The organism is Ideonella sp. sgz306126 (assembly GCF_056032705.1).
On sequence record NZ_JBVYWP010000004.1, the window covers coordinates 19,474 to 40,040 of the forward strand.

At 68.6% G+C, this 20,567-nt stretch carries 20 protein-coding genes and 1 pseudogene; 2 read left to right on the plus strand and 19 right to left on the minus strand.

Annotation, left to right across the window (positions count from 1 at the left end):
* Positions 1-161: 161 nt before the first annotated feature.
* The 7 genes and pseudogenes from AC0N04_RS12535 to AC0N04_RS12565 all read right to left on the minus strand — a co-directional run.
* Positions 162-788, minus strand: coding sequence for a Rieske 2Fe-2S domain-containing protein (locus AC0N04_RS12535; protein ID WP_474282111.1), 627 nt, complete (start codon positions 786-788; stop codon positions 162-164).
* Positions 781-1,656: a universal stress protein gene (locus AC0N04_RS12540; RefSeq protein ID WP_474282113.1), complete on the minus strand. Its 876-nt coding sequence runs from the start codon at positions 1,654-1,656 to the stop codon at positions 781-783. Before AC0N04_RS12540 ends, AC0N04_RS12535 begins: the two co-directional genes overlap by 8 nt.
* On the minus strand, positions 1,653-2,069 hold the full coding sequence (locus AC0N04_RS12545; protein WP_474282115.1) for a hypothetical protein: 417 nt from the start codon (positions 2,067-2,069) through the stop codon (positions 1,653-1,655). Before AC0N04_RS12545 ends, AC0N04_RS12540 begins: the two co-directional genes overlap by 4 nt.
* Before the next feature lie 82 nt (positions 2,070-2,151).
* Positions 2,152-3,147 carry a sulfite exporter TauE/SafE family protein gene (locus AC0N04_RS12550; RefSeq protein WP_474282117.1) on the minus strand — a complete coding sequence of 332 codons (996 nt, stop codon included), beginning with the start codon at positions 3,145-3,147 and terminating at the stop codon, positions 2,152-2,154.
* Entirely contained in the window at positions 3,144-4,061 is a 918-nt protein-coding gene (locus tag AC0N04_RS12555) for a dimethyl sulfoxide reductase anchor subunit family protein (RefSeq protein WP_474282119.1), read from the minus strand. The genes AC0N04_RS12550 and AC0N04_RS12555 overlap by 4 nt, the downstream gene beginning before the upstream one ends.
* Positions 4,062-4,067: 6 nt before the next feature.
* Positions 4,068-4,799, minus strand: coding sequence for a 4Fe-4S dicluster domain-containing protein (locus tag AC0N04_RS12560; RefSeq protein WP_474282121.1), 732 nt, complete (start codon positions 4,797-4,799; stop codon positions 4,068-4,070).
* Positions 4,800-4,840: 41 nt separating this feature from the next.
* Positions 4,841-7,720 (minus strand): annotated as a pseudogene (locus AC0N04_RS12565) (molybdopterin oxidoreductase family protein); the annotation flags it as partial.
* 271 nt (positions 7,721-7,991) lie between these two features.
* Between AC0N04_RS12565 and AC0N04_RS12570 the strand changes: the two are divergent.
* A complete protein-coding gene (locus tag AC0N04_RS12570) occupies positions 7,992-9,242 on the plus strand; it encodes a GAF domain-containing sensor histidine kinase (protein WP_474282123.1) in 1,251 nt (416 codons plus the stop codon).
* Positions 9,239-9,943 carry a response regulator gene (locus AC0N04_RS12575; protein ID WP_474282125.1) on the plus strand — a complete coding sequence of 235 codons (705 nt, stop codon included), beginning with the start codon at positions 9,239-9,241 and terminating at the stop codon, positions 9,941-9,943. Before AC0N04_RS12570 ends, AC0N04_RS12575 begins: the two co-directional genes overlap by 4 nt.
* Positions 9,944-9,962: 19 nt before the next feature.
* On the opposite strand, the gene cobA is transcribed toward AC0N04_RS12575, so the two are convergent.
* The 12 genes from cobA to tusC all read right to left on the minus strand — a co-directional run bounded on the left by cobA (position 9,963) and on the right by tusC (position 20,567).
* Positions 9,963-10,823, minus strand: a complete 861-nt coding sequence (cobA, locus tag AC0N04_RS12580) for a uroporphyrinogen-III C-methyltransferase (RefSeq protein ID WP_474282127.1) — start codon at positions 10,821-10,823, stop codon at positions 9,963-9,965.
* A gap of 83 nt (positions 10,824-10,906) precedes the next feature.
* The gene (locus AC0N04_RS12585; protein WP_474282129.1) at positions 10,907-11,254 is read right to left on the minus strand and encodes a HesB/IscA family protein; all 348 of its coding nucleotides are present in this window, start codon (positions 11,252-11,254) and stop codon (positions 10,907-10,909) included.
* Positions 11,242-12,798 (minus strand): cobyrinate a,c-diamide synthase, encoded by a 1,557-nt coding sequence (locus AC0N04_RS12590; RefSeq protein ID WP_474282131.1) that lies wholly within the window; start codon positions 12,796-12,798, stop codon positions 11,242-11,244. Before AC0N04_RS12590 ends, AC0N04_RS12585 begins: the two co-directional genes overlap by 13 nt.
* A 1-nt stretch (position 12,799) precedes the next feature.
* Positions 12,800-14,005, minus strand: a complete 1,206-nt coding sequence (gene nrfD, locus AC0N04_RS12595; RefSeq protein ID WP_474282133.1) for an NrfD/PsrC family molybdoenzyme membrane anchor subunit — start codon at positions 14,003-14,005, stop codon at positions 12,800-12,802.
* Position 14,006: 1 nt separating this feature from the next.
* A complete protein-coding gene (gene dsrO, locus AC0N04_RS12600; protein ID WP_474282135.1) occupies positions 14,007-14,765 on the minus strand; it encodes a sulfate reduction electron transfer complex DsrMKJOP subunit DsrO in 759 nt (252 codons plus the stop codon).
* Positions 14,762-15,232 (minus strand): hypothetical protein, encoded by a 471-nt coding sequence (locus AC0N04_RS12605; protein ID WP_474282137.1) that lies wholly within the window; start codon positions 15,230-15,232, stop codon positions 14,762-14,764. Before AC0N04_RS12605 ends, dsrO begins: the two co-directional genes overlap by 4 nt.
* A gap of 4 nt (positions 15,233-15,236) precedes the next feature.
* Positions 15,237-17,195 (minus strand): NAD(P)-binding protein, encoded by a 1,959-nt coding sequence (locus AC0N04_RS12610; RefSeq protein WP_474282139.1) that lies wholly within the window; start codon positions 17,193-17,195, stop codon positions 15,237-15,239.
* 11 nt (positions 17,196-17,206) lie between these two features.
* Positions 17,207-18,712 carry a sulfate reduction electron transfer complex DsrMKJOP subunit DsrK gene (dsrK, locus tag AC0N04_RS12615; protein WP_474282141.1) on the minus strand — a complete coding sequence of 502 codons (1,506 nt, stop codon included), beginning with the start codon at positions 18,710-18,712 and terminating at the stop codon, positions 17,207-17,209.
* A gap of 18 nt (positions 18,713-18,730) precedes the next feature.
* On the minus strand, positions 18,731-19,453 hold the full coding sequence (locus tag AC0N04_RS12620; RefSeq protein ID WP_474283061.1) for a respiratory nitrate reductase subunit gamma: 723 nt from the start codon (positions 19,451-19,453) through the stop codon (positions 18,731-18,733).
* Positions 19,454-19,502: 49 nt separating this feature from the next.
* Complete coding sequence (locus AC0N04_RS12625; protein ID WP_474282143.1) at positions 19,503-19,835, minus strand: TusE/DsrC/DsvC family sulfur relay protein; 333 nt, start codon at positions 19,833-19,835, stop codon at positions 19,503-19,505.
* Between the two features lie 45 nt (positions 19,836-19,880).
* Complete coding sequence (gene tusB, locus AC0N04_RS12630) at positions 19,881-20,180, minus strand: sulfurtransferase complex subunit TusB (RefSeq protein ID WP_474282145.1); 300 nt, start codon at positions 20,178-20,180, stop codon at positions 19,881-19,883.
* A 12-nt stretch (positions 20,181-20,192) separates the two neighbouring features.
* Positions 20,193-20,567, minus strand: coding sequence for a sulfurtransferase complex subunit TusC (tusC, locus tag AC0N04_RS12635; RefSeq protein WP_474282147.1), 375 nt, complete (start codon positions 20,565-20,567; stop codon positions 20,193-20,195).

The window sequence follows — 20,567 nt, forward strand, 5'->3', positions numbered from 1 at the left end:
CCCTGGCGGTCGCGCCGGATTCAGGCTTCTCGGGCTTCTCGTCGTGCGCCGCAGCGCCCGTCGTCGTGTGCGACGACTTCGTCTTCGGCGGCCGGGCCGGCTTGAGGGAGGGCGTCTCCCTCAGCGCATCGACGTCGGGTTTCCGGCGTCGACGGGGTCGCCTACCACTGTGCCAGCACGCGGCCTTTGCTGACCTTGCTCGGCCAGCGCTTGAGCGGGCTGTTGCCCTTCTTGATGCAGGCACCGCTGTGCAGGTCGAAGGCCCATTCGTGCTTCGGGCAGGTCAGCGTGCTGCCTTGCAACGCCAAGTGCGGAATATCGGTGGTCTGGTGCGGGCAGCGGCTGTCGTAGACGGTGCAGGTGCGGCCTTCGCGGTAGACGAACAGGCCGCGCCCGTCGCACTCCACCCGCGTCACGTCGCCGGGTTTCAGGTCGGCGACGGCCATCACGTCGTGCCACTGCGGGTGACCGTTCATCGCCTCGGGGGCAAATTCCGGCAGGTTCATCGAGAGGATGATGTCCACGGCCCAGACGATCTTCGCGAGCCCCAGCGTGGGAAACGCCATCAGCAAGGCGTCCAGCACTTCCGCCGGGCTGCAGCCCTCCCGCAGGGCCCGGCCCAGGTACTGGCGCAGGCCTCGTTCGGTTTGCGCATCGACCTTGGTGATGACCGAGATCAGGTTGCGGGTCTTCGGGTCCAGATGCTTGCCGCATTGCTTGAGGAACTGGAAGTAGTGGCCGACTGCATCGGGGCGGGCCTTGACGAGGTAGGCGAGGGCGTCACTCATGGTCGGGGGGCGCGGTGGGCGCGGTGGAGGGAGGGACGAAGACCAGCACCGGGCACGGGGCCAGGCCGATCACCTTCTGGGTCGCGCCGGCCACCCAGACGCGCGACAGCAGGTCGTGGCGCCGGCGGCCGATCACGATGAGGTCGGCGCCGATGCGCGAGGCGACGGCGATGATTTGCTCGGCCACGTGGCCGACGGCGCAATGGCTGTCGCCGTCGATGCCGAGGGCCTGGGCGCGCTGGAGTGCCTCGTGCACCGCGGTCCGGGCCCGATCGCGCGAGACCGGGTCGTCGTGGCTGATCACGGCCACCACCGCGACCGGCACGCGGCACGCGCGTGCCACCGCCAGGGCCGCGTCGACCAGGGCCGGGTCGGGATGCTCGGGGTCCAGGGCCACCAAGACCCGGTGCGACCAGACCTGCGCCCCGCGCGGCGCGATCATCACGCTGCAGGGCGAGTGCGCGACGACCTTGCCGACCATGTCGCCCATCATCATGCGGGCCAGCAGGCCGCGCCGGCCGCGCCGGCGGATCACCAGCAGGTCGGTCCGGCGTTCGACGGCCTCGGCGACGATCTCCGCATACAGTTCCGCGCCACGCCGCACCCGCACGGCCAGCGGCAGGCCGAGCTCGCCGGCCTGCGCGACGAGTTCCTGCAGACAGTCATGCGCGGCGGATTCGTCGCGCGCCGCGACGTCCGGCGCCGAGGCTTCGAATTCGGGGTTGCTGATCAGCGGCAGCACCGCCGCCAAAGGCAGTTCGCAGCGCTTGGCCAGTGACATCGCCAGGAATTCGGCGCCGGCGTCCTGCGGCGTTCGCTCGGTGGCCAGCAAGAGGCGCTGGTAGACGTGGTCCATCGCAGCGCTCATCGGTGGCCCGAGATCCAGCCCGACGCCGCCAGCACGAGCACCCCGGCCTGCAGCAGGCACAGCACGACGTGCAGGTGGTCGCCGCGTCGGGCATAGACCCGCATCGCGGCGATCAACCCCGGCACGGCACAGGACGCCAGCAGCGCGATGCCGACCAGGTTGGCAAAGTCGGCATGGCCGGCCAACGGCAGCCAGCCCCAGCCGGAGGGCGACGTCGTCAGCCGGAGGTAGCGCTCGACGGGCAGGTTCCAGACCGTGTCGAGCCGGTCCAGCGGCACCCAGGGCGCCCACAGGCCGCTCACATAGGCAGCAAAGCAGGCCGCCATCACCGCCAGGGCCAGGTGGTTGCCGCGGTCGATCCACAGGGCGAAGCGGGCCTGCTCCTCGGGTTGGGCAGCGACGGGCGAGGGCATCGCAGGCGACGGTGGCGCGGTCACGGGCCGGCCCTCCGCGCGACGCGCTGCGGGATTCGCGCTGGGAAGCGGCCCGGCGCGCTCATGCCCAGATCTCCAGGCCCTTGAGCAGCGAGCGCAGGCCGGCGAACAGCAGCATGCCGATCACCATCCTGCGGATCACCGTGCCCTTGAGCACGTGCAGCAACCGGGCGCCCAGGCGCGCGCCCAGCATCATGCCGAGCATCGAGGGCACGGCGATCAGCGGCAGTACCGCGCCCTGGTCCAGGTAGACCCAGGCAGCGGACGAGCTCGACAGCGACAGCACCACGCCCGAGGTGCCCGCCGCCACCTTCAACGGCACGCCCATCAGCAGATTGAGGGCCGGCACGTTGGCCCAGCCCGCGCCGATGCCGAACACGCCACCCAGCACGCCGATGACGGTGAACAAGGCCAGGCCCAGCGGCGTGCGGTGGACCTGCCAGTCGACTTCCCGGCCGCTGGCCCGATCGACGAAGACGCCGTGCAGGCCCAGGGTGATCGACAGCGGGTCGCGGCGGGCCACGACCGGAAACTCGGACTTCCCGGCGGTCAGCATCAGCACCACGATGCCCAGCACGATCGCGCCGAGCGCCACTTCGACGGCGCGCGCCGGCAGCGCCAGGCCCAGCCGCGCACCGACGATCGAGCTGATCGAGGCCAGCAAGGCCAGCGGCAGCGCCAGGCGCAGGCTGGCAAGCCCGTCGCGCAGCAGCATCGGGCCGGCCGACAGGGCGCTGGCCAGTGCCACCAGCAGGCCTGCGCCGCGGACGAAGTCGAGATGAAACGGGAAGAAGCCGCCGACGATGGGCACGAACAAGGTACCGCCGCCGATGCCTGCCGGCACCGCCACGATGCCCATCAGGAAGCACGCCGCGAACAACAGCAGCGACCAGCCCCACCACGGCAATCCGGATGCGGCGTGGTGGTCGCCGGCGGCGGCCTGCGCCGGCAGGTCCAGCAGAACCAGCACCAGACCCGCACCAACCCATCCGACCCAGCGCAGCGCGACCCGGGCGGCCGAGGCGGGTGGTGAGGCGGGTCGGGCGCACGCAGTCACGAGATCGCCTGGTAGTACAGGTTCTGCGGGTGGTTGGCCTGGGCGAAGAAGAACCAGCGCTCGGCCAGCAAGCCGACATACTGCAGCGCGAAGGCCGCCACCAGCCACGGTGCGTCGGGCGGCGCGACCGCCAGCAACAGCACCGGCAGCGCGAAGGCCAGCGCGAGAAACCACCACTTGACGCTGCGCAGGAAGGCCGTGCTGCGGCCATGGAAGAACTCGCGGGTGTTGTACGAACCGCCCATGAAGCCCTGCGCGCGCTGCCGGATCTGGGGATGCCGCACGCCGATGGCGCTTTGCAGCGTGGATACCGGCACCAGCCGCGCATTGCGCCACAGCGCGGCGCTGCGCGAGGCCAGGCCGGCCAGCGTCAGCGCCAGTGCTGCGGTCGCGTACGGCGCGGCCATCGCCGGGGCCCGCACGGCGGCCAGCGCCGCCGCCAGCGTCGACCCGGAGGCGCAGCCGAGCAGGGTGTAGTTCAGCAGCGTCAAGGGGCTCGCCCATTCGCGCAGGAAGCGCAGCGAGGCGTAGATCATCGCGGTGCAGACGAACAGCGCCAGGCTGGTGAGCAGCACCAGCCCGGCCCATCCCGTCGTACCGGCCCAGCCCAGCGCGTGCGCCAGGCTCCACGCGGCCACCGACCCCATGAACGCCGGCAGGGCGATCACCTCGCGCGACAGCCACGAGGTGCGCCACATCGTGGCGGTGCGCCAGGCCCGCTCCGGGTGCCCGAGGTGGAAGAACGACGCCAGCAGCCCCAGCGCGGCCAGCAGCAAGGCGATCTCGCCACCGGTGACCAGGAAGCCGCCGGGGACCTCGGCATGGGCCCATTCGGTGAGCACCAGCACGATCATGAGCCCTTGGGCGGCGCCGATCAGCGTGGTCAGGAAGATGACGGAGAAGGCAGGCTTCATGGCGGCTCAGGTCGCGTAGTCTTCGGCGCCGGGGGCGCCGACATGGGGGGCTTCGGGTTGCTGGCCGTCGCGCTTGAGCGGGTTGTCCACCCGCTGCAGATCTTCCTGGCGGATCGTCATGCCGGTGCGGCGCCGCGGCAGGTAGTGGTTGGCGGGCTGGGTGTTCCACTCGGGCATCAGCGCGTAGCCGGCGCGCTCGCGGATCGCGACCGAAACCCCCGAAGCCGGGTCGTGGATGTCGCCGAACAGCCGCGCGCTGGCCGGACAGGCCAGCACGCAGGCCGGCTTGCGCTGCGCCTCGGGCAAGGTCTTGTCGGTGACACGGTCCACGCACAGCGTGCACTTGGTCATCACCTTGCGGTCCTCGTCGAATTCGCGCGCGCCGTATGGGCAGGCCCAGGAGCAGTACTTGCAGCCGATGCACTTGTCGTAGTCGACCAGCACGATGCCGTCTTCCTTGCGCTTGTACGAGGCCCCGGTGGGGCAGACCGGCACGCACGGCGGATCCTCGCAGTGCAGACAGCTCTTGGGGAAATGCACGGTCTGGGTGGCCGGGTACTCGCCGACCTCGAAGGTCTGGACCCGGTTGAAGAAGGTGCCGGTCGGGTCGGCGCCGTAGGGGTTGTCATCGGTCATCGGGCCGGCGCTGCCCGAGGTGTTCCACTGCTTGCAGCTGGTGACGCAGGCATGGCAGCCGACGCAGACGTTGAGGTCGATGACCAGGGCCAGCTGGGTCATGCGTGGCTCCCTTTCTTCATCCAGCCGGCGCGCCAGCCCCGCCGTTTCGGCGCTTCGCTCATGCCGGGTGCGATCCTCATGGGCTCGAAGCTGGGCGAGGTCACGGCAGGCTCGTCGGCTCCCGCCGGGTAGATGCGTACGCGCACGTCGTACCAAGCCGCCTGACCGGTGACGGGGTCGCTGTTGGAGACGGTGCCGCCGCCGGCGGTGGGCAGCTCTTCCTTGATCAGGTGGTTGAGCAGGAAGCCCCGCTGCGATTCGTTGGCGTCGGGCGAAAGATTCCAGGCGCCGGGTGCCTTGCCGATCGCATTCCAGGTCCAGACCGTGCCGGGCTCGACTGCCTCGGAATGGCGGCACAGGCAGCGCACCTTGCCCCATGGGGATTCGACCCACATCCAGCCACCGTCGGCGATCCCCGCCGCCTGCGCGGTGCGGGTGTTGACGAACAGGAAGTTGTGGGTGTGGATCTGGCGCAGCCAGGCGTTCTGCGAGTCCCAGGAGTGGTACATCGCCATCGGCCGCTGGGTGACCGCGTTGAGCGGATAGGCGCGGGTGTCGGTGGCCTGGGATTCGAGCGGCTCGAAGTGGAAAGGCAGCGGATCGAAGTAGGTGGCGACGCGCTGGCGCAGCCGTTCGGGCGGCTGCTTGCCGGGTTGCCTGCCCTGGGCGGCGAGGCGGAAGCGCTGCAGGAACTCGGAGTAGAGGTGGATGACGATCGGGTCGCGGTCGCGCCGCAGGCCCATCTGCTGCGCCCAGTCCATGTAGCCCTGGTTCCAGTTGCGCATGTATTGCAGCGACGGCGGCAGCACGTGGTGGTGCACGCAGTTGTTCTGTGCGTACATCTCCCACTGGCGCGGGTTGGGCTCGCCGCGCATCGACTTCTCGCCACCCTTGCCGCGCCAGCCGGTCAGGAAGCCGATGCCCGAGCCGGGGGCGGTCTCGTAGTTGATGACGAAGTCGGGGTAGTCGCGGAACTTGCGGCCGCCGTCCGCTGCGGTGAAGGCCGGCAGCTTCAGCCGGCCGGCCAGCTCGACCAGCACCTCCTGGAACGGCTTGCACTCGCCGGTGGGCGGCAGCACCGGAATGCGCACCGAGTCCACCGGACCGTCGAACTCCGAGATCGGCCGGTCCAGCATCGACATGCAGTCGTGCCGCTCCAGATAGGTCGTGTCTGGCAGCACCAGATCGGCGAACGCCGTCATCTCGCTCTGGAAGGCATCGCAGACGACCAGGAAAGGGATCTTGTACTCGCCGTTCAGTTCTCCATCCGTGTGCTTGTCGTTCAGCATCTTGCGGACCTCGGACGTGTTCATCGTCGAGTTCCAGGCCATGTTGGCCATGAAGATCAGCAAGGTGTCGATCGGATAGGGGTCACCGCGCCAGGCGTTGGTGATCACGTTGTGCATCAGGCCATGGGCCGACAGCGGATGCTCCCAGCTGAAGCCTTTGTCGATCCGCACCGGTTCGCCGGCGGCATCGACGAACAGATCGTCCGGGCCTTCGGGCCACCCCAGCGGCGCGCCGTTGAGCGGGGTGTTGGGCTGCACGGCGTCGGGTCCCTTGGGCGGACGGGCATTGGGCGGCACCGCGCGCGGGTAGGGCGCCTTGTGGCGGAAGCCGCCGGGGCGATCGATCGTGCCCAGCAGGCTCATCAGGATGGACAGCGAGCGGATGGTGTGAAAGCCGTTCGAATGGGCGGCCAGGCCGCGCATCGCGTGGAAGGCGACCGGGTTGCCGGTCACTGAATCGTGCTGCTTGCCCCAGCAGTCGGTCCAGGCGATCGGCAGCTCGATGCGCTGGTCGCGCGCCGTCACGCCCATTTCGTGGGCCAGGCGGCGGATGGTGGCCGCCGGAATGCCGGTGATCTCGGCGGCCCATTCGGGCGTGTAGGCCTTGACCCGTTCTTCCAGCAGCTGGAAGGCCGGAACGGCCGGCGTGCCGTCGGGCATCGCGAAATGGCCCAGCAGCGCGGGATCGGTGTCGTCGGCGTGGTCGCCGACCGGCGCCTGGGTCAGGCGGTCCCACCAATAGAAGTTGGCCGGTCGCAAGGGGTTGCGGATATCGCCGTCCTGCTTGCGCAGCATCAGCCCGAAGTCATCGCTGGCGGCGTCCTGGTTCACCAGCTGGCCGGCATTGGTGTAGCGCACCAGGAAGTCGCGGTCGTAGAGGCCGAGCGCGATGATTTCGTGGATCATCGCCAGCAGCAGCGCACCGTCGGTGCCCGGCTTGATCGGCACCCATTCGTCGGCGATCGCTGCGTAGCCGGTGCGCACCGGATTGATCGCGATGAAGCGGCCGCCGTTGCGCTTGAACTTGGCCAGCGCCATCTTCATCGGGTTGGAGTGGTGGTCCTCGGCGGTGCCTATCATCACGAACAGCTTGGCCCGCTCCAGATCCGGTCCGCCGAACTCCCAGAACGAGCCGCCGATCGTGTAGATCATGCCGGCCGCCATGTTGACCGAGCAGAAGCCCCCGTGCGCGGCGTAATTGGGCGTGCCGAACTGGCGCGCGAACAGGCCGGTCAGCGCCTGCATCTGGTCGCGGCCGGTGAACAGGCAGAACTTCTTCGGGTCGGTCGCCCGCAGATAGCTCAGCCGTTCTTCGAGCATCTGGAAGGCCCGGTCCCATGAGATCGGTTCGAACTCACCGGCGCCGCGTTCGGTGCCGGGCTTGCGCAGCAGAGGCCGGGTCAGCCGGGCGGGCGAGTACTGCTTCATGATGCCCGACGAGCCCTTGGCGCAGATCACGCCCTGGTTCAGCGGGTGATCGGGGTTGCCCTCGATGTAGCGCACCTCGCCGTCCCGCAGGTGCACCCGGATGCCGCAGCGGCAGGCGCACATGTAGCAGGTGGTGTCCTTGGTCTCGGTGCGCGCATCGGGCAGCGGCACGGCGGTGGGGTCGTGAAGCGGTTTTGCCGGCATGTTTGTTCCCCGCAGCCGTCCGGTCCTTGCAGGCATAAGATGCTGCATCCGGAGCAACGCGTCGGCGCGCGCGGGGGGTGTCTCCTATGGCGCTGATTAGGCGCAAGCGCTCCGGGTCACGTCTATTCCCGGGACGGGTGACAGTGCGTAATCCCAATGGGGGATAGCCAAGCCGGGAAGGACGACGGCCCCCGGGAGGTTTGAATACCCGCTGGGGTACATGGTAGATACTGATGCCGGCCACCGGGTACTGAGGTTCAATCCAGCCATCATGCAAGCCAGGCCCTTCGAGCATCCCGACACGGCAGCGCCGGACCCGGCCCGGCCGCGTCTTGCGGCAGAGCCGGCCCCAGGCCTGGTCGCCGGGGCAGGCTTGTTGGCTGAAATCACCGCCGACGTCGCGGCCGGGGCCGACATGCCCGACGTGCTGCGCAGATTCCTGGCGCCGCTGGTGCGCCTGGCGGGAGCCGAGGCGGGGGCCGTCCGGGCACTGACCGACGACGAACTGCAGCTGCGCCTGATCGGCCAGATCGGCATGCCCGAGCACCTGGCCTGCGCCGAGGAACTGGTGGACAGCCAGTGCGGCATCTGCGGGCAGGCGGCGGTCCGGCACCAGGCGGCCTGGGCGGACGACCTGCAGGGCTGCAGGGGCCGCAGCCCGGGCCACTCCGATTACTTCGGTTCGGCCTGCCAACGGGTGCTGGCGGTGCCATTGCAGCGCCGTGGCCGGGTGCTGGGCGTGTACAACCTGTTTTTCGGCGCCGGCAAGCAACCGCCGGACGATCTGGTGCCGCTGCTGCGGTCGGTGGGCGAGTTGCTGGGCCTGGCGTTGGACAACGCCCGCCTGGAGCGCGAGATGCTCACCGCCACCATCCTCACCGAACGACAGGCGATGGCCGCCGAAGTGCACGATGCGGTGGCGCAAAGCCTGGCCTTCATCAAGATGCGCACGCCGTTGCTGCGCCAGGCCATCGAGTCCTGCGACCAGGCCCAGTCGATGAAATACCTGCACGATGTGGGGCGGGCGGTCACCGAGGCGCATGCCAGTCTGCGCGAGGTGTTGACCCATTTCCGCGCGCCGATGCATCCGCAGGGCTTGTGGCCGGCGCTGGCGGATTGCGCGGCGCACTTCCAGGAGCGGGCCGGGCTGGCACTGCATTACGTCAACGAAGTGCCGGAGTTGCGCCTGAGCGCGGCCGCCGAGGCGGAGATCTTCCACATCGTGCAAGAAGCGTTGGCCAACATTGCCAAGCATGCGTCGGCGCGCCAGGCCTGGCTGACGATCACCGCGGCGGGGCGCGACTTGGGCGTGCTTGTTGAGGACGATGGGGTCGGCCTGGCGCCTGGCGGCAAGGCGCCGGCCCGGGAGGGCCATCACGGCATGAACATCATGCGCGAGCGGGCGCAGCGCATCGGCGGCACGATCAGCGTGGGCGCCCGCCAAGGCGGAGGAACCCGCGTGCAACTGAGTTTCCCGGCGCCGTGGATGGCCGACCGCCCGCTGCAGAGCGCGACCCGATGACGACGACGCCAGAAGCTGCGCCGATCCGCCTGATGCTGGTGGATGACCATGCGCTGTGCCGCAATGGTTTGACGGATCTGCTGGTCCACCGCGGCCACATGCAGGTGATGGCGGCCACCGGCGATCCGGAGCGCGTGGTTCCTCTGCTGCGCGAACACCGGCCGGACCTGCTGATCCTCGATCTGCGCATGCCGACGACCGATGGCTTGAGCCTGCTCAGGCGCATCCGCGCCGAAGGCTGCGACACGCCGGCCCTGATCCTGACGATGAGTGACGCCGAAGAGGATCTGGCGGCTGCGCTGCGGGCCGGGGCGCAGGGCTATTTGCTCAAGGACATGGAGCCCGACGACGTGATCGCGGCGATCGGCCGGGCCGTGCGTGGGGAACTGGCGGTCGCCCCGGCGATGACCTTGAAACTGGCCCAGATGCTGCAGTCCGGCCATCGACCCGGGGAACGCGCCGACCTGTTGTCCACCCTGACCGAACGCGAGCGCCAGATCCTCGAACACCTGGCGCTGGGCGAAAGCAACAAGACCATCGGACGGGCGCTGGACATCAGCCACGACACGGTGAAGCTGCACGTGCGCCACATCCTGTCCAAGCTCCACCTGAGTTCACGGGTCGAGGCGGCGGTGTTCGCGGTGGAGGCGCGGGTGGCCGGGCCGGACGGACGCGACGCCGCCCGGCGGCCGTCGCGTTGAGCCGGCCGCGTCCGGCGGATCAGCTGGCGGCGGCCGCCCGCGGCTCGGCGCGGGCGTCTTCGCGGGCCTGCTCGAACCAGGCCAGCTGTTCGCGCAGGCGCACCACCTCGCCGACGATGATCAGGCAAGGCGATGCCAGACCGGCCTCGGCGACCCGCTCGCCCAGATCGGCCAGCGTCGCGGTGACGACGCGCTGATGTACCGTCGTGCCTTGCTGCACCACCGCCGCAGGGGTGTGGGCGGGCAGGCCATGCGCGGCCAACTGCTTGCAGATGCTGGGCAGCGCCGACAGGCCCATGTAGATGACCACGGTCTGGCGGGGCCGCGCCAGTGCCGGCCAATCCAGGTCGGCGCTGCCGTCCTTCAGGTGGCCGGTGACGAACAGGCAGGACTGGGCATGGTCGCGATGGGTCAGCGGGATTCCGGCGTAGCTCGACACGCCGCAGGCCGCGGTGATGCCCGGCACGACTTCAAACGCGACCTGATGGGCTGCCAGGATTTCCATTTCCTCGCCGCCGCGGCCGAAGATGAATGGATCGCCTCCTTTGAGGCGGACCACCTGACGCCCTTGGCGGGCCAGTCGCACGAGCAGCAGGTTGATGTCCTCCTGCGGCATGCTGTGGCAGGCGCGCTGCTTGCCGGCATAGATGCGCTCGGCGCGCGGGTTGACGAAATCGAGCACCTCCCGCGAGACGAGGTGATCGTAGACCAGCGTGTCGCATTGCTGCAGCAGGCGCAGCGCGCGCAGCGTCAGCAATTCGGGATCGCCGGGGCCGGCCCCGACCAGATGGACCCGTCCTTCGCCGCCTTGCGGGCCGGCGGCCGCTGCGTCACTGGCGCGGCGAAGGCGCAGTGCAGGCAGGTCGACGAGAGAGTTCATGGCAGGGTTCCTTGCAACGGGACGGTGTCAGGGCGCATCGTACGACGGCGGAAGAAGTCGGCAGGACCGAAGGGGACGCGGCATCAGTGTTGACTGCAGCCGCTGCAGCCCCCGTGGCCGCAGGCGCCCGCGCTGGCCTCGGTGGTGGCGGGTGGCGGAATGAAGATGAATGTGGGTTGGCCGGGCTCCAATTCGACGAAATCCAGCTGGGTACCCGCCAGCAGTTCCTGGCTGCCCAGGCCGATCAACACGGTCACGCCCTCGAAGACCAGCGTCTGGTCATCGTCTTGCGGGTCGTCGAACCCCATGCCGTAGCTCAGGTCGCCATCGGCACCGCGCTGGGCCGCGACCCGCAACGCGGCCCCCTCGCAGCCGGACTGCCGGGCAGAAAGCAGGATCTGTGCCGCAGCGGCAGGGCTCAGGCTGAACATGGGAGCGGCTCCTGGTCGGGGTGCAGGGCCGGATCGATCCTGGGGGCGTCCTTGCCCTGCGGGGCGAGCGCCGCGGATCGCGACGGCGCATCGAGGCGTCGGCAATCCCGGACATAGGCCACGAAACGGGCCGGCCAGTGGTTCTCGCCAACATGGCGAAGGTGGGTGTAAGACGCCATCAGGCGGTGCAGGCACAGCCCGTCCTGCCGGCCGGTGATGCCGTGGCCTCTCAGCACTTGGTAGGCGAAGCGGCTGTCGGCCGGCAGGCCTTCCAGGCTGGAATGGTGGAATTCATGGGCGCGGCGTTCCGGCGTGGCCGAGCCGCCTTCCTGCGGCGGCAGCGCGGGCCAGGGAAAGTCCGCCGTCTCGGCCAGATGCACGTAGCCGCGGCCGACCGGGCGCTCGTGCATCAACACATCGCCCGGAATCACGCCTGCCATCTCGATGCGGCGACCTTGCCAGCTGATCGAGCGCGCCAGGTACATCAGGCCGCCGCACTCGGCATAGCTGGGCAGGCCGCCTTCGATCGCCTGGCGCACCTCGGTGCGCAGGGCACCATTGGCGTGCAGCCGGTCCAGGAACATTTCCGGAAAGCCGCCGCCGATGAACAGGCCGTCCAGGTCGGCAGGCAGCGCGGGGTCGTTCAGCGTGTCGAAGGGCACCAGCTCGGCACCGGCTGCTTCCAGCGCGGCCAGGTCGTCGGGGTAGTAGAAGCCGAAGGCGGCGTCGCGGGCGATGCCCAGGCGCACCGGCCTCAGGGTTTGCGCGGCAGCCCCGGTCTCCGGCGCCCGGGGCCAGCGCAGCGCGGGAGGCGCCGCCGGCGTCGGGCGGACGCTGCAGTCCAGCAGGCGGTCGAGGTCGACCTGCGCTGAAACGGCTTCGCCCAGCGCCGCGATGCGCGCAGCGGCATCGCCCAATTCGGCATCGGGTGTCAGGCCCAGGTGCCGCTCGGATAGGGCCAGCGACGGGTCGTGCTGGAGGGCGCCCAGCACCTCCAGGTCGGTGTAGTGTTCGATCACCGAGCGCAGCTTGGCCTCGTGCCGGGAGCCCCCGAGCTGGTTCAGGATCACACCGGCGAAGCACAGCTCGCGGTCGAACGCCTGGTAGCCGAGGATCAGCGGCGCAATGCCGCGGGTCATGCCGCGGGCGTCCAGCACCAGCACCACGGGCAGCCCGAGCTGCTTGGCCAGCGCGGCGTTGCAGTTGCTGCCATCCAGCGCGAGGCCATCGTACAAGCCCTTGTTGGCCTCGATGAAGGCGATGTCCGTGCCAGCGCGTCGGGCCGCGAAGGCGATTCGGATCTCGGCTTCGCTCATCAGGTAGGGGTCGAGGTTGATGCAGGGGCGGCCGCTGGCGCGCGACAACCACATCGGGTCGATGTAGTCCGGGCCCTTCTTGAAGGTCTGCACCGCCAGGCCGCGCCCGGTCAGCGCAGCCGCCAAACCAATGCTCAGCGTCGTCTTGCCCGACGACTTGTGGGCCGCGGCCACCATCCAGCATGGCCCGGCCGCGGCCGGGGCGGCGCGTCCGGAGGGGGGGCGCATCTCAGTCATGGGCAGCCGCCTTGAGCGCGGCGAAGTCGTCCTGCGGCAGGAAGTCGAGCACCCGAACGCCCACCGTGGTCAGCACGAAGGCCGCGCCGATGCCGCCCAATCCCAGCAGGGCTTCGGGCAGGCTGGGCTGGTAGGCAGTGATCGCACCGTCGCCGAAACTGCTGCTGACGAGATGTCCCGGGAAGATGTCCAGCGGGAACGCCTGGCCGCCGATGATGAAGACGAAGAGAAAGGCCAGGGCTCCCAGCACCACCAGCACCGAGGCGATCAACACGCAGCGGGTGCCGCCCAGCCGCGGGTGGTAGAGCAGCGCCAGCGGCAGCAGCGTGCCCAGCGCGACGTAGCCCAGCCAGAACAGGGCCGGAAACACGCCGCCGTCGCGCAGGATGAAGGTTTCGAAACTGCCTTCGCGGGCGAAATAGAGGTTGGTGAGGTGATAGACGGCCACCAGGTAGGCGGCGCCCATCACGAAGATCCCCAGCAGGCGGGCCATGCGCTGGCGGATCTCGGCCGGCATCTGCAGGCCGTTCCAGCGGTACATCGCGGTCTGGACGATCAGGAACACGGCCAGCCCCCAGCCGAACGACAGCACGATGAACATCGGAGCCAGCACCGCCGACTGGTAGGCCTGGCGTGCCACCAGAAAGCCGAAGATCGAGCCGGTCCCGGTGGTCAGCACGAAGCGCCAGGCCAGCGCAGCCATGCCGGCGAGCTTGGAGTAGGTGTTCATGCGGCGCTCGAACATCGTCCACAGGTACAGCGCGACGATGGCGAACATGCCCGAATACAGGAACACGTTCCAGGCGAAGACCGAATGGAAGTTGTAGTGCGTGGCGGCGACGATGACCCGGTCCGGCCGACCCAGATCCAGCATCAGCACGAACAGGCCACCGGCCAGCATCGCCAGCGTCAGCAGGCCCGACAGCGGGGCCCGCTTCTTGTAGATCACCTTGCCGAACACCGAGCCGATCGAGGCGACGTTGAGCACGCCCGACGCGGCGACGATCAGGAAGATCGCGAACACATGCGGCAGGCCCCAGACGACCTGGTTGTTCATGCCGGTCACCCCATGGCCGTGTTCTTCCATGTAGTGGGCGGCCAGCAGTCCGACGCCGGTCACAAGGCCGCCGATCACCAGCAGCACGTAGAACATGCGTTCCTGCAGCGTGTACAGGCCGGGGGAGGCGCGGCGGGTCATGTCAGAGTCCCTCGTAGCGGACACCGGGGTCCAGCTTCAGATCGGCGCGCAGCGCAACGCTGCTGACCGCGCGGACCCGGCGAGCGATGTCGCTGTTCGGATCGTTCAGGTCGCCGAACACGATCGCGCCATGGCCGGCCTTGGCACAGGCTTCGGCGCAGGCGGTGGTCGATTCGCCGCGGTCGATGCGCTGGACGCACATCGTGCAGCCCTCGACGCAACCCTGGCCGCGCGGCACGTCGGGGCGCTGGTCGTGCACCGGTTCGTGCACGAAGGAGCGCGCCTTGTAGGGGCAAGCCATCATGCAGTAGCGGCAGCCGATGCAGGCATGGCGGTCGACCAGCACGATGCCGTCGGCGCGCTTGAACGACGCGCCGGTCGGGCAGACATCGACGCAGGGCGGCTCGGCGCAGTGCTGGCACATCACCGGCAGCGACTGCTCGCGGCCGGTCGAGATGTCCTTGATCGCCACCTTGCGTATCCACTGCGACGAGGTCGGGCTGGGGGTCTCGGGCAGTCCGTTCTCGCGGGTGCAGGCGGTGACGCAGTCGTTGCAGTTCGGATCGCAGCGCGTGGTGTCGATCAACATTCCCCAGCGCACGCCCGGGCGGGTGCCGGTCTGCGGCGCGGCGCGGGCCACTTCGATGAGGTGGATGCCGGGGGCGAGCAGCAAGCCCGCGCCCAGGGCGCCGGCCGCGCCCAGGAAGCTGCGGCGTGCGGGCAGGGCGGCGGAGCCTTCGGTGGATTCGGGCGTGGTCATGGCTGTTTCGCCGAGGCGGTGGTGGTGCCGGCCGGCTGGCTGGCGTGGCATTCGAAACAGTCGATCTTCACGGCGGCGTAGCGGTGGCAGCTCTGGCAGAAGTTCTCGGGCGACGCCACGACGCTGTTCGTCTTCAGGCTGGCGTGGCATTCGATGCAGGCCTTCAGGCTGTAGGGCGCCGCCCGATTGCCGTGGTGGACCGTGTCGTCGCGCTGATGCCGCAGCAGGTCCATGTGGTGCAGTCGCATGTAGGCCGGATCGGCGACGCAGTGACCGCCGCGCGCCGGCTCGACCGCCGGCACCGGCGTGCGCCCGGCCTCGACCGTCTGGGCCCGGGCGGCCGGCGCAGCGCCGAGCAGCAAGGCCAGCGCGAGCGCCGACAGCACCAGCGCGAAGGCCCACTCGAAGCTGCGCGATCCGCCGGGGGAGGCGCTTGCGCCGGTACGCTGCGGGGACGGTCGACTCATCGACTCACTCCCCCAGGCCCATCTGGATGTAGCCGGTCGGGCAGACGTCGTGGCAGATGTGGCAACCGATGCACTTGTCGTAGTCGGTGTCGACATAGCGGCCGGTGGTCGCCTTGGCCTTGGGCACCTTGAACACCGCGGTCTGCGGGCAGTAGACGACGCAGTTGTCGCACTCGAAGCACAGGCCGCAGCTCATGCAGCGCTTGGCCTCGGCCTGGGCCTCGGCCTCGGTCAGCGGCAGCAGCCGTTCCTCGAAGTTGTTGAGTGCGCTCTCGGCGTCCAGCGTGACGATCTTGCGGCGCAGACGCGGGGTGTGGTTGAAGTGACCCAGGAACAGGTCTTCGTGGGGAATGACGTAACGGTCGGAGCGGTTGTCGAAGTTGTGGACCACGCCGCTGCGGCTGTCGGTGCCCCGCAAGGGCTCGTTCACCTCGGTCAGCGGCAAGCCCTTCTCGATCAGCTTGCGCTTCAGGTCGAAGGCGTGGACGTCGATCTTCGGGCGTTTGTCCAGCGGTTCGCCGCGCAGGTGCCGATCGATGCCCTCCGCGGCGATCGCGCCATGGCCGATCGCGGTGGTGAGCAGGTGCGGGCGCACCACGTCGCCGCCGACGAACAGGCCGGCCTGGCCCTGCACCTGGTAGTTCTTGTCGGCATTGATGCCGCCGCGGCCGTTGTTGAGGTTGTCGAGGCCGGTGAAATCGACCGCCTGGCCGATCGCCGAGACGATCAGGTCGGCCTCGATGTCTTCCTCGGTGCCTTCGAGGGTCTTGACCTCCAGCTTGCCGCCGCTGATCTTGGCCTCACAGCGGGCCACCCGCAGCGCCGTGGCGCGGCCCGAGGCGTCGCGGATCACCGCCAGCGGCACCATGCCGCCGCGGATCGAGATGCCTTCGGCCAGCGCGTGCTCGACCTCGTGCTTGCTGGCCTGCATCTTGTCGATCTGGAAGATGGACGTGAGGGTGACCTCGGCGCCTTGCCGGGCCGAGGCCTCCGCGACGTCGTGGGCCACGTGGCCGGCGATCGCGCGCTCGGGCCGGTCGCTCTCGTGGCTGCTCTCGATGTGGCCGAGGCGGCGGGCCACGGTGGCCACGTCGATCGAGGTGTCGCCGCCGCCGACGACGACCACCCGCTTGCCGACGTGGCGCATGCGCCCGTCGTTGAAGGCCTTCAGGAACGCGGTGGCGGTGACGCAGTTGGGGGCCTCGGCGCCTTCCACCGCCAGCGCGCGGCCCGCCTGAGCGCCCAGGCCGAGGAAGACCGCATCGAAGTCGGCGCGGATCTGCTCCATCGTGATGTCGGTGCCGATGCGGCAGTTCATCATGGCCGTCACGCCCAGGTCCAGGATGCGCTGGATCTCGGCATCCAGCACCGCGCGCGGCGTGCGAAAGCCCGGAATGCCGTAGCGCATCATGCCGCCCAGCGCCTGACGTTCGTCGAAGATCGTGACCGAATGGCCTTTGCGTGCCAGCTGGTAGGCGGTTGAGAGCCCGGCCGGCCCGCCGCCGATCACCGCCACCTTCTTGCCGGTGAGCTGCTCGGGCTTGGGAAACGCCAGCTTGTTGGCGATCGCGTATTCGCCCAGGAAATGCTCGACCGAGTTGATGCCGACGAAGTCCTCCACCTCGTTGCGGTTGCAGCCCGATTCGCAGGGCGCGGGGCAGACCCGGCCCATCACCGACGGCAACGGATTGGCCTCGGTCAGGCGGCGCCAGGCGTATTCCTGCCAGGCCATGCCGGCCGGCGGCTTTTCCATGCCGCGCACGATGTTCAGGTAGCCGCGGATGTCCTCACCCGACGGGCAGCTGCCCTGGCACGGCGGCGTGCTCTGGATGTAGGTGGGGCACTTGTGGGTGTGGTCGGCGTCGAAGATCTCCTGCTGCCAGGGCAGCGGCTTGGCATCGCCATCCTTGTAGCGGCGGAAGGTCAGCGGCTGGACGGAGCCGGTATCGGCGGTGTTGGCCATGGCGGTGTCTCCTAGGGTTCTTGGGGTTCGGCGTCGAGCACGATGGCCTTGCTGACCAACTGGTGCACGCCGCCGATCAATCGCATGTCAAAGCCGTAGTAGGGCAAGACCTTGGTGAACTGGGCCTTGCAGATCGCGCAGATGGCGGCCATGAAGTTCACCTGATGCTGGTCGACCACCGTCTTGAGCGCTTCCATGCGCGGCAACGCACCCTTGACCCGCAGTTCGAGCAGGTCGTCGGTCAACAGGCCGCCGCCGCCGCCGCAGCAGAAGGTGGCTTCATGGGTGGTCCCTGGCGCCATCTCATGGAAGTGGTTGGCGACGGCCTTGATGATTTCGCGCGGAATGGTGAACTGACCACCCGGCGTCGGGCCCATGCGGGAGGCGCGGGCCACGTTGCAGGAGTCATGGAAGGTGACGATCTTGTCGTCGTTGCGGCTTTTATCGAAGGTCAGGACGCCGCGCTGGATCAGGTCGAGCGTGAATTCGCAGATGTGCTGCGGCACCGGGTAGCGCGGGTCGAGCCAGTCGAACGGGCCGATCAAGGTGTTCCAGAAGCTGTAGGCGACCCGCCAGGCATGGCCGCATTCGCCGACGACGATGCGTTTGACGCCGAGTTCCTGGGCGGCTTCCTTGATGCGCAGCGAGACCTTGCGCATCTGCTCGTAGTTGCCGATGAACAGCGCGAAGTTCGCCGCTTCGCTGGCCTTGGAGCTCAGGGTCCACTTGACGCCCGCCGCGTGAAACACCTTGGCGTAGCCGATCAGGCTCTCGACGTGGGGTTCGGAGAAGAAGTCGGCCGACGGGGTGATCAGCAGGACTTCGGCACCGGCCTCGTCGAGCGGGAAGCGCACGTCGACGCCGGTCTCGTCCTTGGTGTCCTCCTCCAGGCCGGCCAGCGTGTCGGCCAACGCGGCTTCGGGGATGCCGAGGTTGTTGCCGATGCGATGGACCTTGCCGAGGATCTCGTTGGCGTACTTCTGGCCCACGCCGATCGAGTCCATGATCTCGCGCGCGGCCATCGTGACCTCGGCGGTGTCGATGCCATAGGGACAGAACACGGAGCAGCGCCGGCATTCGGAGCATTGGTTGTAGTAGCTCCACCACTGGTCCAACACCTCCTTGGTCAGGTCGACCGCGCCGACCAGCTTCGGGAAGTGCTTGCCGGCAAACGTGAAGTAGCGCCGATAGACCGATCGCATCAGGTCCTGGCGCGCCACGGGCATGTTCTTGGGATCGCCGGTGCCCAGGAAGTAATGGCACTTGTCGGAGCAGGCGCCACAGTGCACGCAGGCGTCCATGTAGACCTGCAGCGAGCGGTATTTGCCGAGCAGCTCGCCCATCCGGGCAATGGCGCGTTGCTCCCAGCCGTCGGTCAACTCGCCGGGAAAGCCCAGATTGGTCTGGAGCGCGGGCGAGGCAATGAAGGGCTTGCTGTGCGCCATGGCGCCCTCGGCCACCAGCGGAATGACCGGGTAGGGCTTGAGCTTGGGGGTGTCGAACGCGGCAGTGGCCATGACAGCAGGGTTCCTGGCTTACTTCTCGAGCGCGGAGGCCCAGGCGGAGACGTGGCGGTGTTCACGGGGGTCGTCGGTCTGGTTGCGGGTCGGGCTGAAGAACAGGCCCGGCGCATGCAGCAGCTTGCTGATCGGAAAGATGATCATCAGCGTGGCCACCAAAGCCAGATGCGCCAGCAGGATCGGATCCGCCGGCAGCGGCTGCAGGTCCAGGCGCATCAGCCCGAGCATGAAGGCCTTGACCGCGATGATGTCGGTGCGGGTGACGAAGCGCATCGCCATGCCCGACAGCGCGATGCCCAGCAGCAGTGCCAGCATCAGGTGGTCGGACGGCGTGGAGATGTAGCGCACCCGGTCGACCAGGACGCGGCGGGCCCACAGGCCGGCCAGCCCGGCCACCATCGCGAACGAGGCGTAGACGCCGAAGGGCTGGATCAGCGCCGTCACCGTCCAGACCGGCTGCTGAAAATACCGGCCATGCCGCAGCAGCACCAGCAGCAGGGCACCATGGAAGACCCAGCCGAAGAGCCAGGTCCACTTGCTGGACTTGAACAGGCTCTCGAACAGCACCACTTCGCGCGCCATGCGCAGGCTCACGCCGGTCGCGTCGAGCGGTGCCGGGGTGGTGGCGATCTTCAACGGCGCCGGCGTACGCCAATACAGCGCGATCTTGCGCGCCAATCCGATCACCAGGATGGCGGTGGCGGCGTAGAACAGCGCCGCATAGGCGAGCGACAGCATCGACACGGACAGTGCCTTTGAAGAGGGAGCGAAGGCGCGGCGGGCGGCGTCAGACGCAGCCGGTGGGCTTGGGCAGGCCGGCGATCTTGCAAGCCTGCTTGGCCGGGCCGTAGGGGAACAGTTCGTAGAGGTACTTGCTGTTGCCCTTTTCCGGGCCGAGCTGCTTGCCGATCGCCTTGGTCAGCACGCGGACGGCCGGGGCGATCTGGTACTCGTTGTAGTAGTCGCGCAGGAAGTTCACCACCTCCCAGTGGGCGGGCGTCATCTCGACGTTCTCGCCCTGCGCCAGCAGCTTGCCGATGTCTTCATTCCAATCGGCGAGGTTCAGCAGGTAGCCTTCTTCGTCCGTTTCGTAGGTCTTGCCGTTGACTTCGATTCCCATGGGTGTCTCCTGACGGGGGTGTGATGTGGTTGGGTTGCTCAGGGTTCAAAGCCAGGACTGAACGGCGGTGTGGTCGGCGACCAGATCGACGAAGCCGGCATAGTCCACCGTCGCGATGCCTTGCGCCAGCCGGTCGGCCATCCCGCGGGCGTCGACATCGGGCTGGAGGGCGTAGACCTTCAGCCCAGGCAAGGCCTGCCGCAGACGTTGCGCCGCAGCGCTGCCGGCGGTGGCGGCATAGACGCCGTCCTCGATCAGCAGCACGCTGTGGCCGGGCTGGGCCAGGCGCAGGCAGCTGTCGAGGGTCTGGCTCTGCGAGGGGGACTTGTTGACGATGTGCAGCATGGCGTGGGGGTTCTAGAAGCTCAGGATCACGTCCTGCTCGGCCATCAGCGCGCTCATGGCCTGGCTGTCGAGCACCTCGACGTCCACCAGCAGATCGTCCTCGGTCAGTCCGCGCGATTCCAGCGAGGCGCGTTCCACGTACAGTTTCTCGACGTCGTAGCCGTCCAGCGCGCGGTAGGTGGGGGAAAAGTTCTTGATGCCGATGCCTTGCGTCTTCTGGCCCTTGGCGAGCTCGTAGACGCCGTCGTCCAGGAAGACCAGGCTGACGTCCTGATCGAAGGTCGCGGTGATCAGCACCACCTCCAGGCTCTCCAGCGCATAGATCGTTCCGTAGGGCGCCTTGCGGTTGACGAACATGACTTTCTTGATGCGATTGGCGGCGGTCAT